Source organism: Comamonas sp. 23, assembly GCF_049601575.1.
In the GTDB taxonomy this organism is placed as follows: domain Bacteria; phylum Pseudomonadota; class Gammaproteobacteria; order Burkholderiales; family Burkholderiaceae_C; genus Comamonas; species Comamonas squillarum.
Window position 1 is genome coordinate 3,624,299 of the sequence record NZ_CP187127.1, and the last position, 14,897, is coordinate 3,639,195.

Genomic DNA, 14,897 nt, shown 5'->3' on the forward strand with positions numbered 1-14,897 from the left:
CGCCCTTCCGCTATGCTTGCGCCGGTGAACTACGCCCAACTGCTTTTCCCTGATTTCTCGCTGATCCTGATCGGCTACCTGGTCTGCCGCTACACGGCGCTGAACCGGGCCATCTGGCAGCCGGTGGAAAGCCTGGTGTACTACTTCCTCTTTCCCACCTTGCTGTTCTATTCGATCATCAGAAGCCCGATCGACTGGCACGGCACCTCCAACCTGATGCTGGCCGGCGTGGCCACGGGCCTCGTCGCGGTGGCCCTGACCTACACCCTGCCGCGCTGGCCCTGGCTGGGCCGGCGGGTGGACAGCCGCGACGCCGCTGCCAGCGCGCAGATCGCGTTTCGCTTCAACTCCTTTATCGGCCTGGCGCTGGCCGACCGGCTCGCCGGCCCCCAAGGCCTGCAGCTGATCTCGGTGCTGATTGGCGTCTGCGTGCCCATGTTCAATATTGCCGCCGTCTACCCGATGGCCAAGGGCTCGCAAAATGGCTTTATGCGCGAGCTGCTGCGCAACCCGCTGATCGTCGCCACGCTCACGGCCCTCATCTGCAACCTGCTGGGGCTGCGCCTGCCCGCCATCGTCGAGCCCACCGTCGCCCGCATCGGCCAGGCCTCCATCGTGCTGGGCCTGATGTCGGCGGGCGCCGGCATGCAGCTGGGACTGCTGGCGCGCGGCAAATTGCTCAGCGGCGCAGTGCTGGCCATCCGCCACTTTGTCACGCCGCTGATTGCGCTGTGCATGGCCCACTGGCTGGCGCTGTCGGCCCAGCAGGCCGCCATTTTGCTGATCTTCTCGGCCTTGCCGACCGCATCGACCTGCTATGTGCTGGCCGCCCGCATGGGCTACAACGGCGCCTATGTCGCGGGGCTGGTGACCTTGTCCACCATCTGCGGCGTGGCCAGTCTGCCGTTTGCACTCAGCCTGCTGGGCTGGTGGCCGGTTTAACAACGCGGCCTGCCAAGGCCATCGGTTAAGCTCGGCGGCTATGGAGAAAACCATTGATTCCGCACGCCGCCATAGCCTCCAGCGCCTGGCGCTCATCCCCTTTCTGGGCCTGGCCGCAGCCGGGCTGGCCGCCTGCAGCAAAAAGGTGCCACTCGCCGCTGCGCTGCCCGCTGGCGCCACGGTGCTCGCATTGGGCGATTCGCTGACCCAGGGCGTCGGCGCCAGCGCCGCGCAGTCCTACCCGCAGTTGCTGGCCGAGCGCACCGGCTGGAACGTCATCAATGCCGGCATCTCCGGCGAAACCAGCAGCCAGATTGCGCAGCGCCTGCCGCAGCTGTTGGAGACCCACCAACCGGCCCTGGTGATTGTTTGCGCCGGCGGCAACGACTGGCTGCGCCGCCAAAGCGCGCAAGCGGCCCAGGCACAGATCGCCAGCATGCTGCAGCAATGCAAGGCCCAGCACATTGCCGTGTTGCTGGTGGCGGTGCCCGAGTTCAGCATGAGCGCCGCGTTGACCGGCCGCATCCAGGACCACCCGATCTACGAGGCGCTGGCCAAGGAGGAGCAGGTGCCCTTGCTCGCCAACGCCTGGAGCGAGGTGCTGGCCAATGACGCGATGCGCGCCGACCAGGTGCATGCCAATGCGGCGGGCTATGCGCGCTTTACCGAACTGCTGGTCGCGCAGCTCAAGGCCTCGGGCTTTCTCAGCGCCTGAGAACCTGTTCTAAGCGCCGATCGCAGCGCCATCAGGCGCTGTGCGCTGGCCCAGCCCCCAGGCCACATGCTCGCGCACCATGGCGCTGTCATGGTCTGCGCGGCTGTGCAGCGCCTGCGCATAGCGCGCCTCGCCCGTCTGGCGCCAGGCATTGCCCAGCGCAACGGCAATATTGCGCAGCCAGCGCGCATGGCCGATGCGGCGTATGGGGCTGCCCTCGGTGATGCGCAAAAACGTCGCCTCGTCCCATGCAAACAGATGGGGCAGCTGCTGGTCCATCAGCGCGCCGCGCGCATCAAAATCGGGCAGCGCCGCACGCTGGGCAAACTTGTTCCAGGGGCAGGCGAGCTGGCAGTCATCGCAGCCGTAGATGCGGTTGCCCATGGGGGCGCGAAATTCTTCCGGAATGGCGCCATCAAGCTCAATCGTCAGGTAGGAGATACAGCGCCGCGCATCGACCGATTGCGGCGCCACGATCGCCGCCGTCGGGCAGACATCGATGCAGGCCGTGCACTGGCCGCAATGCGCAGTCACCGGCGCAGTCGCCGGCAAGGCGATATTGACAAAGATCTCACCGAGAAAAAACATCGAGCCGGCATCGCGGCTCAGCACCAGCGTGTGCTTGCCGCGCCAGCCCTGGCCGCTGCGGCTGGCCAGTTCGGCCTCCAGCACGGGGGCCGAATCGGTGAACGCGCGGTGCGCCAGGTTGTGTTCGCCAAGCGCTGCATCGATGCGCTCGGCCAGCTTTTGCAGCCGGTTGCGCAGCACCTTGTGGTAGTCACGGCCCCGGGCGTAGACGCTCACCAGCCCCTCGCCAGGCCTGGCATGGCGCTCCCACTCCAGCCGCTGCCAGTCGGCAGGGGTGTTTTGCGGCAGATAATCCATGCGTGCTGTAATCACGCTGAGCGTGCCGGGCACCAGCTCGGCCGGCCGGGCGCGCTTGAGGCCATGGGCCTGCATGTAATGCATCTCGCCATGGAAACCTTTTTCCAGCCACTGCATCAATCCAGTTTCCGCCGTCGACAAATCCACGCCTGCCACGCCGATTTGGGAAAATCCCAGCTCCAGCGCCCAGTCGTTGATCTGTTGAATGAAAGTGGGATCAGCGGCGTCCATGTGCTGCCATTGTAAAAAACCTGAGGGCCCGCGCGGCCCGGGAACGACATTTTGAACGCTACTGCCAGCCCCTCCTACCCCGCGCTCCACCTGGTCTGGAAAGACGAGCGCGATACGGAAGCCTTTGCCGCGCGCCTGGCCGCGCAGGCAGCGCTGTCGAATGTTTACCTAACTTTGCATGGCGATCTGGGCGCGGGCAAAACCACCTTGGTGCGCCACCTGCTGCGTGCGCTGGGCGTGCAGGGCCGCATCAAAAGCCCCACCTATGCGGTGGTCGAGCCCCATGAAGGGCGCGACTTCCCCATCTGGCACTTTGACTTCTACCGTTTCGACGATCCGCGCGAATGGGAAGACGCCGGCTTCCGGGATATTTTTGCCAGCCCCGGCCTGAAAGTGGCAGAATGGCCGCAGAAGGCTGCAGCGGTAACACCCATTGCCGATGTAGCTATCAGTATTGAAGCAATCAACGAATCAGAACGCCAGGTGCATCTGCAGGCCTTCACCCCGGCAGGTGCCGCCATCGTCCAAGGGTTTTCAGCGTGAGCGACACCCCGCAATATCTCCCAGCCTCTGCCCCTTTCACCACCGCTGACGGCGCGCCCGCCAGCCACCACGGCCTCTCGCGCCGCGATCTGCTGCGCGGCGGCAGCCTGGTGCTGCTGCTGGGCAGCAGCCACCTGGCCTTTGGCGCCAGCATCGTTGCAGTTCGCCTCTGGCCCTCCAAGGACTACACCCGCGTCACGATCGAGTCCGACACCCCTCTCAAGACCGAGCAGCGCTTTGTGCCCGAGCCGCCGCGCCTGGCAGTCGATATCGAAGGGATCGATCTCAACCCCGCGCTGCGCGAGCTGGTGGCCAAGGTCCGCTCGGACGACCCCAATATCGCCGGCATCCGCGTGGGCCAGAACTCGCCCAATGTCGTGCGCCTGGTGATCGACCTTAAGCAGGAAGCCAAGCCCCAGGTGTTTACGTTGAAGCCGGTCGCCCCCTACCAGCACCGCCTGGTGCTGGACCTGTACCCGGCCAAGCCCAGCGATCCGCTCGAGAGCCTGATCACCGAGCGCATGATGGAAAACAGCCACAGCGCCGTGGCCGCAGCGCCAGCCCCTGTACCCCCGCCTGCAGCCGGCGGCAGCCTGCCGCCGTCGGTAGCCGCTGCGATTGCCGGCGACCCGCCCGCGCCCGCTGCACTGGGCACCGTGGTGGCCGCCACCCCTCCATCGCCAGCAGCCGCCGCCCAAGCCGCTGACCCGCTGGCCGAGCTGATTGCCAAGAGTGGCAACCGCCCGGTGGCACCCCCGGTTGCACCGGTCGCGCCGCCGCCCACCGTCGTGGCTGCAGCACCTCCTCCGCCCCCGCCGCCGCCACCTCCTCCACCGCCCGCACGCGGCCGCCCGGCATCGCGCACCGACCGCCTCATCATCGTCGCGCTCGACCCTGGCCATGGCGGTGAAGACCCTGGCGCCACCGGCCCCAGCGGTATCCGCGAAAAAGACATTGTGCTCAAGATCGGCCATATGCTGCGCGAGCGCATCAACAACAGCAGCGTGGGCGGCAACCCGATGCGCGCGTTCATGACACGCGATGCCGACTTCTTTGTGCCGCTCAACACCCGGGTCGAAAAAGCCCGCCGTGTGCAGGCCGACCTGTTCATCAGCATCCATGCCGATGCGTTCACCAAGCCATCGGCCAACGGCGCCAGCGTGTTTGCGCTGAGCGAGCGCGGCGCGACCAGCTCGGCCGCGCGCTGGCTGGCCAACAAGGAGAACCAGGCCGACATGGTGGGTGGCCTGAACGTGGCCGGCGTCGGCAGCAGCGATGCCCATGTGCAGCGCGCGCTCCTGGACATGAGCACCACCGCGCAGATCAATGACAGCCTCAAGCTCGGCACCCATGTGCTGGGCCAGTTGGGCCAGTTCGCCCGCCTGCACAAGCCCCGCGTGGAGCAGGCCGGTTTTGCCGTGTTGAAGGCGCCCGACATCCCCAGCGTGCTGGTCGAGACCGCCTTCATCAGCAACCCCGAAGAAGAGGCCAAGCTGCGCACCACCGCCTACCAAAACCAACTCGCTGACGCCATCATGCGCGGCATCCAGGCTTATTTTGCGAAGAACCCGCCGCTGGCGCGCAACCGCACGGTATAAGCTTCGATCCACCTTTGCAGCCACAAAAAAGGGACCGCCTCGGCGGTCCCTTGCTCATCGTGCAGTCGCTGCTCAGACGGCGCCAGCGGCCTTCTCGTTCCTGCCGGCGCGCCAGGCGCCAAAGATGGCCAGCAGGCCAGGCACGAGGATCAGGCCCCAGATGATCTTCTCCAGGTTGGCCTTGACCCAGGGCAGGTTGCCAAAGAAGTAGCCCGCCGCGCAGATGCCAAATACCCAGATGGCCGCGCCAATCAGGTTGTAGGCAATGAACTTGGCACGGTTCATGTTGGCAACGCCCGCGACAAAGGGCGCAAAGGTACGCACAAATGGCATGAAGCGCGCCAGGATGATGGTGATGCCGCCATAGCGCTCGTAGAACGCATGGGCCTTGTCAAAGGCCTTGCGGTTGAACCAGCGCGAGTTCTCCCACTTGAACACCTTGGGCCCCAAATGGTGGCCGATCTGGTAATTGCATTGGTCGCCGAGGAAGGCCGCCGCAAACAGCAAGCCGGTGGCCAGCGGAAAACTCATCAGCCCCGCGCCGCACATGGCGCCGACGATGAACAGCAGCGAATCGCCGGGCAAGAAGGGCATCACCACGACACCGGTCTCGACAAAGACGATCAGAAACAGCAGCGCATAGACCCACATGCCGTAGGTCGTTACAAAAGCTTCCAGGTACTTGTCGACATGCAAGATGAAGTCAATCAAATGCATGCCTGCATCGATGAACCAGCTGAAGAATTCCAAAACACAACCTCTCTACACAAAAACCGCAGCGGTCATGAAACCCTGCGGCAAACCATCTGGATGCCACCCTCCCAGCCCTCAGAGGCACAGCCCCAGAGCCCAAAGTGGCGATTGCACACTTTACCCCGAATGCCAGGCGGCTTTGCCTAAAATCCCTGCATGACCGCTGATACCGCACCCGCCACCCTTGACCCGGCAGACGCCCCCAACGACGCCCTGACGCCTGCAGCCGACAGTGGCAGCAGCGCGGCGCCCGCGCGCCGACCCATCCAGGATCTGCCCGATGAGCTGGTCAGCCAGATTGCGGCCGGCGAGGTGGTCGAGCGCCCCGCTTCCGTCGTACGCGAGCTGGTCGACAATGCGCTCGATGCGGGCGCCACCAGCATCACCGTGCGCCTGCTCGCCGGTGGCGTGCGGCTGATCACCGTCGAAGACGACGGCTGCGGCATTCCGCGCGAAGAGCTGCCCATTGCGCTGCGCCGCCACGCGACCAGCAAGATCCGCAACCTGCATGACCTCGAATCGGTAGCCACCATGGGTTTTCGGGGCGAGGCGCTGGCTGCCATTGCCTCGGTGTCGGAGATGAGCGTGCTCTCGCGCCCCGCCCAACAAGAGTCCGCCTACCTGCTCGATGCCCGCAGTGGCGAGCTGCGCCCCGCCGCCCGCAACCCCGGCACGACGATGGAGGTCAAGGAGCTGTTTTTCAGCACGCCTGCGCGGCGCAAGTTCCTGAAAACCGATGCCACCGAGCTCGCCCATTGCGTCGAGGCCGTGCGCCGCCATGCGCTCACCCGCCCGGGCGTGGGCTTTGCGATCTGGCATGAGGGCAAGCTGGTGGAACAATGGCGCGCCACGCTGCCGCCCCGCAACGATCAAGACCAGCCCGACGACGCTGCCTGGCAGCAGCTGGAGCAGCGCGCGATGGACAAGCGCCTGGCCGATGTGCTGGGCCCCGATTTTCTCGAGCAATCGATTGTTGTGAACTACCAGGCTGGCCATGTGCAGGTGCGCGGCCGCGCGGGTCTGCCCGATGCCGCTCGCTCGCGTGCCGACCAGCAGTTCTGCTATGTCAACGGCCGCTTTGTGCGCGACAAGGTGCTCACCCATGCGGCCCGCGCCGCTTATGAAGATGTGCTGCACGGCCACCGCCAGCCGGTCTATGCGCTCTATATCAGCCTCGATCCGATGCGCGTCGATGTGAATGTGCACCCGACCAAGATCGAGGTGCGCTTTCGCGATAGCCGCGAGGTGCACCAGGCGGTGCTGCATGGCGTGGAGAACGCGCTGGCCGCCCCGCGTGCCCAGCAGTTGCTGGATGCAGCGGCCGCCGCACCCACAGCCGCCGCTGCGGGCCAGCCCACCGCCTTGCCCGGCCAGGCCTATGCGCCAGCCCCCCAGGCACAGACTGCGATGCGCTTTGAGGCCCCGCCCCGCGTCAACGGCCTGCAGGCGCTGCAGCAAACGGCTGCGCTCTGGGGCCAGGGCGGGGGCGCTGCAACGCCGGATGCAGCGCTGGCAGGCATGTCCAGCAACACAGCGACCAGCATCGATGCCACGCCCTGGCAGGTGCAGGAAGCGAGCCCGCGCTGGAACCCGCAACCCGCTGCCGGCGCGATGGCCGCCGGCGCGCCGCTGGTGCCCACCCTGCCTCCGGAATCTGCCGACAACCCCTGGCCGCTGGGCCGCGCCGTGGCGCAAATCCATGGGGTCTATATCCTCGCAGAAAACGCCCAGGGCATGGTCATTGTCGATATGCATGCCGCCCATGAGCGCATCGTCTACGAGCGCCTTAAAAGCCAGCTCGATGACGGCGATGCCAACAGCGCCATTGCCAGCCAGCCGCTGCTGATTCCCGCGACCTTCTCGGCCACACCCGAAGAAGTGGCCACCGCCGAAGACCACAGCGAGACCCTGGCCCAGCTGGGGCTAGAGGTCGTGCCCTTCTCGCCCAAGACCCTGGCCGTGCGCGCCACACCCACCACCTTGGCCCAGGGCAACCCGGTAGAGCTGGCGCGCAGCGTGCTCGCTGAGCTGGCCCAGCACGATGCCAGCACCGTCGTGCAGCGCGCCCGCAACGAGATCCTGGGGACGATGGCCTGCCACGGCGCCGTGCGCGCCAACCGGCAACTCACCATCGACGAGATGAATGCGCTGCTGCGCGATATGGAGCACACCGAGCGCTCGGACCAGTGCAACCATGGCCGGCCCACCTGGCGCCAGCTGAGCATGAAGGAGCTGGACGCGCTGTTCTTGCGCGGCCGCTAAACCGCGCCCCAGCGCCCAGACCGAAAAAAGGAAGCCGAGGCTTCCTTTTTCCATGTATGCAGCCGTGTGCAGTGCTGGATCAGTGCGCAGCCGATGCTGCCTCCGATCCGCCGCCGCCCTGGCCCTTCTTGGGGCCCTTGGCCAGCCAGACCAGCGGGATCAGCAGCAGGAACAGCATCGACGAGGCCCAGAAAATATCATTGGCCGCCAGCATAAAGGCCTGCTGGTTGACCAGCTGGTCGACCCGGGCGAGCGCCTGCTGCAGCGTAAGCCCGCTGGCCTGCAGGCCTTGCACCACTTGCGCGGTGGGGCCATCGCCCAGGCTGATGTGCTCGACCAGTTGCGCATGGTGCAAGGTGGCGCGGCGCTCCCAAAGGGTGGTGGCGACCGAGGTACCGACGGCACCGGCAGTGATCCGCACAAAGTTCGACAGGCCCGATGCACTGGGCATTTTCTCGGGCGGGATATCGCTCAAGGTGATGGTCATCAGCGGGATGAAAAAGCCTGCCATGGCCGCACCCTGCACGATGGTCGGGATCATGATGGTCGTCAGGTCCACCTGGGTGTTGAAGCGCGAACGCATCCACATCACCAGACCGAAGACGATGAACGAGGCCGTCGCATAGCGCCGGGGATCGACCTTGTGGATGGTCTTGCCCACCACCGGTGAGAGCACCAGCGCCAGCAAGCCCACCGGCGCCAGCACCAGGCCCGCATCGGTGGCGGTGTAGCCCATGAACTGCTGCAGCCACAAAGGCAGCAGCACCACATTGCCGAAGAACAGGCCATAGCCCACCGAGATGGCCAGGGTGCCCGCCCAGAAATTGCGGTTCTTGAACAGGCGCAGGTCCACCACCGGGTGCTTGTCGCCCAGCTCCCAGATCAGGAAGTACAAGAGGCCAACGACCGCAATCACCGCACAGGCGACCACCATCGGCGACTGGAACCAGTCGTGCTCCTTGCCGATATCGAGCATGATCTGCATCGCCGAGACCCAGACCACCAGCAGCCCCAGACCGATCGCATCGATCGGCAAGGCCTTGCGGACCGAATCCCGGTTGCGGAAGATCGCCCAGGTGGCGCCCACGGACAGCATGCCGACCGGCACATTGATGTAGAAGATCCAGGGCCAGGACATGTTGTCGGTGATCCAGCCGCCCAGCAGCGGCCCCATCACCGGCGCGATGAGGGTCGTCATCGACCAGAAGGCCATGGCCGTGCCCGCCATCGCGCGCGGGTAACTGGCCAGCAGCAGCGACTGCGACAGCGGAATCATCGGCCCGGCGACAAAGCCCTGCAAGATGCGGAACGCGATCAAGGTCGTCATGTTTGGGGCCAGGCCGCAGAGCCAGGACGAGATCACGAACAAGGTCACGCTGAGCATGAACAAGCGCACCTGGCCAAAGCGCATCGACAGCCAGCCGGTCAGCGGCACCGAGATCGCATTGGCCACAGCAAAGCTGGTGATCACCCAGGTGCCCTGGTTGGCGCTGACGCCCAGGTCACCGGCAATGGCCGGCAGCGACACGTTCGCGATCGACGTGTCCAGCACATTCATGAACACCGCAGCTGAGAGCGCCAGGGTGCCGATGAGGCGCGCCGAGCCTTCGAGCGGCGGGTGGGGTAGCGAGGGATTGGAAGTTGCCATAACGCATCCTTGGGCCACCCTCTGGGCGGCCCCTGGTCAAAAATTACAGCTTCTTGCCGGCGTTGCTGGCGATGACCTGCGCAATCACCGCATCGGCGCCTTCGTCCTGCACCTCATAGACATTGGTCTGCACCAGGGGCTCCTTGCGCGGCACATCGGCCAGCAGCTTGCCGTCCTGGTTCTGGATGTCCACATCGACCAGCATCGACAGGCCCACGCGCAGCGGGTGCTCCTGCACCTGCTTGGCATCGAGCGCAATGCGCACCGGCACGCGCTGCACGACCTTGATCCAGTTGCCCGTCGCGTTTTGCGCGGGCAGCAGCGAGAAGGCCGAGCCGGTGCCCACCCCCAGGCCTTCAACCGTGCCGCTGTACTCGACCTTCTTGCCGTAGAGATCGGCCGTCATCTTGACGGGCTGGCCCAGGCGCAGGTTGCGCAGCTGGTTTTCCTTGAAGTTGGCCTCCACCCAGAGCTGGTTCATCGGCACCACGGTCATCAGCGGCGTACCGGGAGCCACGCGCTGGCCCACCTGCACCGAGCGCTTACCCACAACGCCCGAGACGGGCGAGACCAGCTCATTGCGCTGCATCGCCAGATAGGCCTCACGCACCTTGGCCGCAGCGGTCAGCACGTTGGGGTGGTCGTTCACGCTGATGCCTTCGGTCAGCGACTGGTTGCTGGCCAGTTGCTCGCGCGCCGTGTTGACGGCGGCCTGCGACGCATTGACCGCTGCCTGGGCGGCATCGACCTGGCTTTGCGCATGGCTCAGCTCTTCCTTCGATACGGCGCCATTGCCCGTCAGAGCCTGGCGGCGCTTGAGGTCGCTTTGCGCGCGCACCAGGTCGTTCTTGGCCTTGGCCACCTCGGCCTGGCGCTGCGCGATCTGCGCAGTGTAGGAGCCATTGTTCACATACAGGGTGCGCACCTGGCGCACCGCCTGGGCCAGGTTGGCCTTGGCCTGCTCGAAGGCCACCTTGGCATCAGCAGGGTCCAGGCGCACCAGCGGCTGGCCTTCCTTCACATAGTCGGTGTCATCGGCCAGGATGGACTGCACCGTGCCGGCGGTCTGCGGCGCGATCTGCACCAGATTGCCCTGCACATAGGCGTTGTCGGTTTCTTCGAAGTGGCTGTTGACCATCCAGTCATAGATGCCGTAGGCGGCGCCCAGCACGATGACGATGCCCGTCAGGCGCAGCAGCCATTTTTTGCGCGGCTGGGCTGCCGGTGCCTCAGGGGCAGCGGGCGCGGCGGAGGGAGAAGCGGAGGTGTTGTTGTTCGACATGGTATTGCGTAGCGAGTTATGTGACGAGAGGCGTCGCCTTCAAGGTCTTGCTTATGTGTGTTGCACGCGAGGTGGGCAGGTCAGCTCTTGGCGCTGTCCATCGGGGCGTTGGTCTGGGTGGGGAAGTTGCCGTCCAATTCGGCATTGCTGTCGCTGTTGCTGCTGCTCTGGGTCTGCTGCTGGTAGCCCCCACCCAAAGCTTGGGCCAGCGCGGCATTGGTCGACAGAATGCGGGCCTCGACATCCACCATCTGCTGGCGCTGGGTGAGCACATTGGTCTCGGCCGACAGCACATTCAAATAGGTGCCAAGCCCTGCGGCATAGCGCTGGTTGGCAATATCGAGCGCGCTTTGCGCGGCATCGGCAGCGCGGCGCTGCTCGGGCAGTTGGGCCTGCGCGGCGCGCACGCTGGCGACCTGGTCGGCCACATCGTGTACCGCCGTGATCACCGCCTGGTTGTAGGCCTGCACGGCAAGCTCGTAGTCGGCCGATGTGCCGCTCAGGTTGGCACGCAGCCGGCCCGAATCAAAGATCGGCAGGCTCAGCGCCGGGCCCACGCCCCATTCACGCGCGCTGCCCTTGGCAAAGTTGTTAAAGCCAATGCTCGACAGCCCCAGGAACGCGGTCAGATTGATATCGGGATAGAACTCGGCCTTGGCCTGGCGAATGCCCTGCTCGGCCGCTTCCACGCGCCAGCGCGCGGCCACAATATCGGCACGGCGCCCCAGCAGGTTGGATGACAGCTGCGACGGAAAACGCGGCAGGCTCAGTTGTGTGATAGGCGATGCGACCAATTCCTGGGCGCGTGCGGGCTGGCCCATCAGCGCGGCCAACGCGTTTTGTGCCAGCTGCTTTTGCTCACGCACTTGCAGCAGCTGCACCTTGGCTTGCGGCACGCCGCTCTCGCTTTGGCGCACTTCCAACGTGGTCTCCAGGCCTGCGTCATAGCGGTCACGCACCAGCTGCAAGGTGTGGGCACGCTGGTCGATGGCGCGCATGGCCACCTCTTCCTGCGCCTGCAGACGTGACAGCTGCACATAGGCCTGCACCATGGAGCTGGTCAGCAGCACGCGGGCGGCGTCCATGTCGGCCTGGGCCGCGCGGGCCGAGCCCACGGCGGCATCGAGCGCAGCGCGGTGCTTGCCAAACAGGTCCAGCGACCAGCTGCCATTGATACGCGCCTCTGCCGTGCTGTAGTTGTTGCCCGCCAGGGGCGGCGGAATCATGCCATTGGCCGGCGCATGGTTGCGCGCGGCACTGGCCTGACCATTGACCTGCGGGCCCATTGCTGACTCACTGACCTGCGCCAGCGACCAGGCCTTGCGGATGCGCGCCTGCGCCGATTGCAGGTTGGGGCTGTCGGCCAAGGCGGTATCGATCAGCGCATTGAGCTGCGCATCGCCCAGCGCCTTCCACCACTGCGCATCGACCGGGGCCACGGTCGCGGCTTGGTCTGCCGCTGAAGGCTCAGTGAGCAAGCCGACGGACTGCGGCGAGCGCATCTGGGCATGGGTATCGATGCCGCGCATATCGGCGCATCCGGCGATGAACGTGCTGGCCGCCAGCGCAATGGCTGACAGGGCCAGCCGGCGGTCGGCGCCCACAAATGAAAAACTGCTGGTCATACTGCCCTCTCCTTGCCGGGCTGCTGTGCTGTGTTGTCGGAGTTGTCGGTGGCGTCACCGGCGCAGCCATCGGGGGGCAGGCACATGTCCACCGACAAGGTGTTGGGCATGGCCTCATAGATGCGGCGCAGGTAACCGTGGAACTGGGTCAATTCATCGGGTGACAAGGGGCTGAGCGCGGCGCTGTTGACGCCTTTGACGATATCGGGCACCTGCCTTGCAGCAGCCAGCCCCTCCTCGGTCAGGCACAGGCTGACCACGCGGCGGTCGTCGGTGGAGCGTTCGCGCTCGATGATGCCCTTGTCGACCAGGCGGTCGATGAGCCGCGTCATCGCGCCCGGGGTCTGCAAGGTGCGGCGCGCCAAGTCGGCCGCCGTATGGGCCTTGCCGCTGGCCAGGTGCAGCACAGGAATCCACTGCGCCTGCGTCAGGCCCAGCGGCTCCATGCGGCGGTCCACCTCGGCACGCACCACAGTGGAGATGATGCGCATCAGCCAGCAGGGGAAATCCACCGGCCGGATGGCTTCAATCTCGGGAAAGCCGCCCGCCAGCGCTTCTTGGTCCTCGCCAGCAGACGCGGGTTTTTCCTGGTGCGAATCGGTCATGCCGCAGGCCCTTTCTGAAATGGTTTACAAGGCAATGATTATCCAATCATTCATTGCCTAGGCAATTGTTGAAAAGGCAAAGACCACAATCGGCACACAGATTTGTGGCACTGCAGCGCCCGGGGTGACAGCCAGCCCCCCGCACAGCCCCATTTCAGGGCATGGCAGCCGGCCCGTAAAGCCGCTCGCGCCCTCAAAAAGCACCAAACCAGTGCGACCCGCTGATTGTTCAGGGTCATCCCATGTGGGTTTTATGCATTAATGCATGCGGATTCGGCATAATGTCGGTTTTCGGCGCGATGGCGCACCATCGCTGTGCACACTTCGGCCCTCGCACAAAATCAGTGCAAGCCGGCTTTAGACCTTGAAAGTTTGTCCATGCAACACCAATCCCTGGCCCAGTTTCTCGCTTACGTCGAACAGCGCAACCCCGGCCAGCCCGAGTTCTTGCAGGCCGTGACCGAAGTCATGGAAAGCCTGTGGCCCTTCATCGAGAAGAACCCCCGCTACGCCCAGCACAGCCTGCTCGAACGCCTGGTCGAGCCCGAGCGCGTGGTGAGTTTTCGCGTCAGCTGGGTGGACGACCAGGGCGTGGTGCAGGTCAACCGTGGCTACCGCATCCAGCACAGCATGGCCATCGGCCCCTACAAGGGCGGCCTGCGCTTTCACCCCTCGGTCAACCTGTCGGTGCTCAAGTTCCTGGCGTTTGAGCAGACATTCAAGAACGCGCTGACCACGCTGCCCATGGGCGGCGGCAAGGGCGGCTCGGACTTCGACCCCAAGGGCAAGAGCGATGCCGAAGTGATGCGCTTCTGCCAGGCCTTCATCAGCGAACTGTTCCGCCATGTGGGCTCGGACACTGACGTGCCCGCCGGCGATATCGGCGTGGGCGGCCGTGAAGTGGCCTTCATGGCCGGCATGTATAAAAAGCTGGCCAACCGCGCCGACTGCGTGTTCACCGGCAAGGGCCTGGCCTTTGGCGGCTCGCTGATCCGCCCCGAAGCCACCGGCTTTGGCACCGTCTACTTTGCGCAGGAAATGCTCAAGACCCGTGGCAAGAGCTTCGAAGGCCTGACGGTCTCGGTTTCGGGCTCGGGCAATGTGGCGCAGTTCGCCATCGACAAGGCCATGGCACTGGGCGCCAAGGTGGTCTCGGCTTCTGACTCCTCGGGCACCATCTACGACGCGGCCGGTTTTGACGGTGACAAGCTGGTCAAGCTGATGGACATCAAGAACAAGCAGTACGGCCGCGTGAGCGACTACGCCAAGCAAGTGCCGGGCGTGGAGTACTACGAAGGCAAAACCCCCTGGTTCATCAAGGCCGACGTGGCCCTGCCCTGCGCCACCCAGAACGAGCTGGAACTGGCCGACGCCCAGACCCTGATCAAGAACGGCGTGCTGTGCGTGGCCGAAGGCGCCAACATGCCTTGCACCATCGAAGCGGCCAAGGCCTTTGAAAAGGCCGGCGTGCTCTACGCGCCCGGCAAGGCATCGAACGCCGGCGGCGTCGCCACCTCCGGCCTGGAGATGAGCCAGAACGCGCTGCGCCTGAGCTGGCCCGCTGCCGAAGTCGACCAGCGCCTCTTTGAAATCATGGAAGGCATCCACTCGGCTTGCGTCAAGTACGGCCAGCGCGACGACGGCACCATGAGCTATATCGACGGCGCCAATATCGCCGGCTTTGTGAAGGTGGCCGACGCCATGCTGGCCCAAGGCGTGTTGTAAAAACGCCCGGGCATAGCGCCCGGTCAGCACCCACTGCACAATGCCCCCATCGTTCAGCGCGCTGGGGGCTTTTTGCTGCGCGC

Annotated in this window: 12 protein-coding genes; 6 read left to right on the forward strand and 6 right to left on the reverse strand. The window is 65.3% G+C overall.

Features of this window, described 5'->3' with window-relative positions; all coding sequences use genetic code 11:
• Positions 1–12 precede the first annotated feature (12 nt).
• Positions 13–942, forward strand: a complete 930-nt coding sequence (locus tag ACPEE1_RS16455) for an AEC family transporter (RefSeq protein WP_116924984.1) — start codon at positions 13–15, stop codon at positions 940–942.
• 40 nt (positions 943–982) lie between these two features.
• Positions 983–1,657, forward strand: a complete 675-nt coding sequence (locus ACPEE1_RS16460) for a GDSL-type esterase/lipase family protein (protein WP_260719165.1) — start codon at positions 983–985, stop codon at positions 1,655–1,657.
• A gap of 9 nt (positions 1,658–1,666) precedes the next feature.
• On the opposite strand, the gene queG is transcribed toward ACPEE1_RS16460, so the two are convergent.
• Positions 1,667–2,740, reverse strand: coding sequence for a tRNA epoxyqueuosine(34) reductase QueG (gene queG, locus ACPEE1_RS16465; RefSeq protein ID WP_423936465.1), 1,074 nt, complete (start codon positions 2,738–2,740; stop codon positions 1,667–1,669).
• An 84-nt stretch (positions 2,741–2,824) separates the two neighbouring features.
• Between queG and tsaE the strand changes: the two genes are divergently transcribed.
• Both tsaE and ACPEE1_RS16475 read left to right on the forward strand, forming a co-directional pair.
• On the forward strand, positions 2,825–3,316 hold the full coding sequence (gene tsaE / locus ACPEE1_RS16470) for a tRNA (adenosine(37)-N6)-threonylcarbamoyltransferase complex ATPase subunit type 1 TsaE (RefSeq protein WP_243419260.1): 492 nt from the start codon (positions 2,825–2,827) through the stop codon (positions 3,314–3,316).
• An 89-nt stretch (positions 3,317–3,405) separates the two neighbouring features.
• Entirely contained in the window at positions 3,406–4,914 is a 1,509-nt protein-coding gene (locus ACPEE1_RS16475; RefSeq protein WP_232539658.1) for an N-acetylmuramoyl-L-alanine amidase, read from the forward strand.
• Between the two features lie 72 nt (positions 4,915–4,986).
• Here the strand turns inward: ACPEE1_RS16475 and ACPEE1_RS16480 are convergent, their stop codons facing one another.
• The gene (locus ACPEE1_RS16480) at positions 4,987–5,631 is read right to left on the reverse strand and encodes a VTT domain-containing protein (RefSeq protein ID WP_116925236.1); all 645 of its coding nucleotides are present in this window, start codon (positions 5,629–5,631) and stop codon (positions 4,987–4,989) included.
• Between the two features lie 192 nt (positions 5,632–5,823).
• Between ACPEE1_RS16480 and mutL the strand changes: the two genes are divergently transcribed.
• Entirely contained in the window at positions 5,824–7,929 is a 2,106-nt protein-coding gene (mutL, locus tag ACPEE1_RS16485) for a DNA mismatch repair endonuclease MutL (RefSeq protein ID WP_116924980.1), read from the forward strand.
• A 79-nt stretch (positions 7,930–8,008) separates the two neighbouring features.
• On the opposite strand, the gene ACPEE1_RS16490 is transcribed toward mutL, so the two are convergent.
• From ACPEE1_RS16490 to ACPEE1_RS16505, 4 genes are all read right to left on the reverse strand, one after another.
• Entirely contained in the window at positions 8,009–9,577 is a 1,569-nt protein-coding gene (locus ACPEE1_RS16490; RefSeq protein ID WP_021027661.1) for a DHA2 family efflux MFS transporter permease subunit, read from the reverse strand.
• Between the two features lie 43 nt (positions 9,578–9,620).
• Positions 9,621–10,859, reverse strand: a complete 1,239-nt coding sequence (locus tag ACPEE1_RS16495; RefSeq protein ID WP_116924979.1) for an HlyD family efflux transporter periplasmic adaptor subunit — start codon at positions 10,857–10,859, stop codon at positions 9,621–9,623.
• Between the two features lie 80 nt (positions 10,860–10,939).
• The gene (locus ACPEE1_RS16500; RefSeq protein WP_182345286.1) at positions 10,940–12,484 is read right to left on the reverse strand and encodes an efflux transporter outer membrane subunit; all 1,545 of its coding nucleotides are present in this window, start codon (positions 12,482–12,484) and stop codon (positions 10,940–10,942) included.
• Positions 12,481–13,089 (reverse strand): MarR family winged helix-turn-helix transcriptional regulator, encoded by a 609-nt coding sequence (locus ACPEE1_RS16505; RefSeq protein WP_182345285.1) that lies wholly within the window; start codon positions 13,087–13,089, stop codon positions 12,481–12,483. The genes ACPEE1_RS16500 and ACPEE1_RS16505 overlap by 4 nt, the downstream gene beginning before the upstream one ends.
• 378 nt (positions 13,090–13,467) lie before the next feature.
• Here ACPEE1_RS16505 and gdhA point away from each other — a divergent pair, with 378 nt between their 5' ends.
• A complete protein-coding gene (gene gdhA, locus ACPEE1_RS16510) occupies positions 13,468–14,814 on the forward strand; it encodes an NADP-specific glutamate dehydrogenase (protein WP_182345284.1) in 1,347 nt (448 codons plus the stop codon).
• Positions 14,815–14,897: the final 83 nt, after the last annotated feature.

Excerpts from the sequence above, each read along its gene's own strand:
- ACPEE1_RS16505 (WP_182345285.1), bottom strand. The coding sequence starts at position 13,089 with ATGACCGATTCGCACCAGGAAAAACCCGCGTCTGCTGGCGAGGACCAA.
- gdhA (WP_182345284.1), top strand. The coding sequence starts at position 13,468 with ATGCAACACCAATCCCTGGCCCAGTTTCTCGCTTACGTCGAACAGCGC.
- ACPEE1_RS16460 (WP_260719165.1), top strand. The coding sequence starts at position 983 with ATGGAGAAAACCATTGATTCCGCACGCCGCCATAGCCTCCAGCGCCTG.
- ACPEE1_RS16455 (WP_116924984.1), top strand. The coding sequence starts at position 13 with ATGCTTGCGCCGGTGAACTACGCCCAACTGCTTTTCCCTGATTTCTCG.
- ACPEE1_RS16490 (WP_021027661.1), bottom strand. The coding sequence starts at position 9,577 with ATGGCAACTTCCAATCCCTCGCTACCCCACCCGCCGCTCGAAGGCTCG.
- ACPEE1_RS16500 (WP_182345286.1), bottom strand. The coding sequence starts at position 12,484 with ATGACCAGCAGTTTTTCATTTGTGGGCGCCGACCGCCGGCTGGCCCTG.
- mutL (WP_116924980.1), top strand. The coding sequence starts at position 5,824 with ATGACCGCTGATACCGCACCCGCCACCCTTGACCCGGCAGACGCCCCC.
- ACPEE1_RS16480 (WP_116925236.1), bottom strand. The coding sequence starts at position 5,631 with ATGCATTTGATTGACTTCATCTTGCATGTCGACAAGTACCTGGAAGCT.
- ACPEE1_RS16495 (WP_116924979.1), bottom strand. The coding sequence starts at position 10,859 with ATGTCGAACAACAACACCTCCGCTTCTCCCTCCGCCGCGCCCGCTGCC.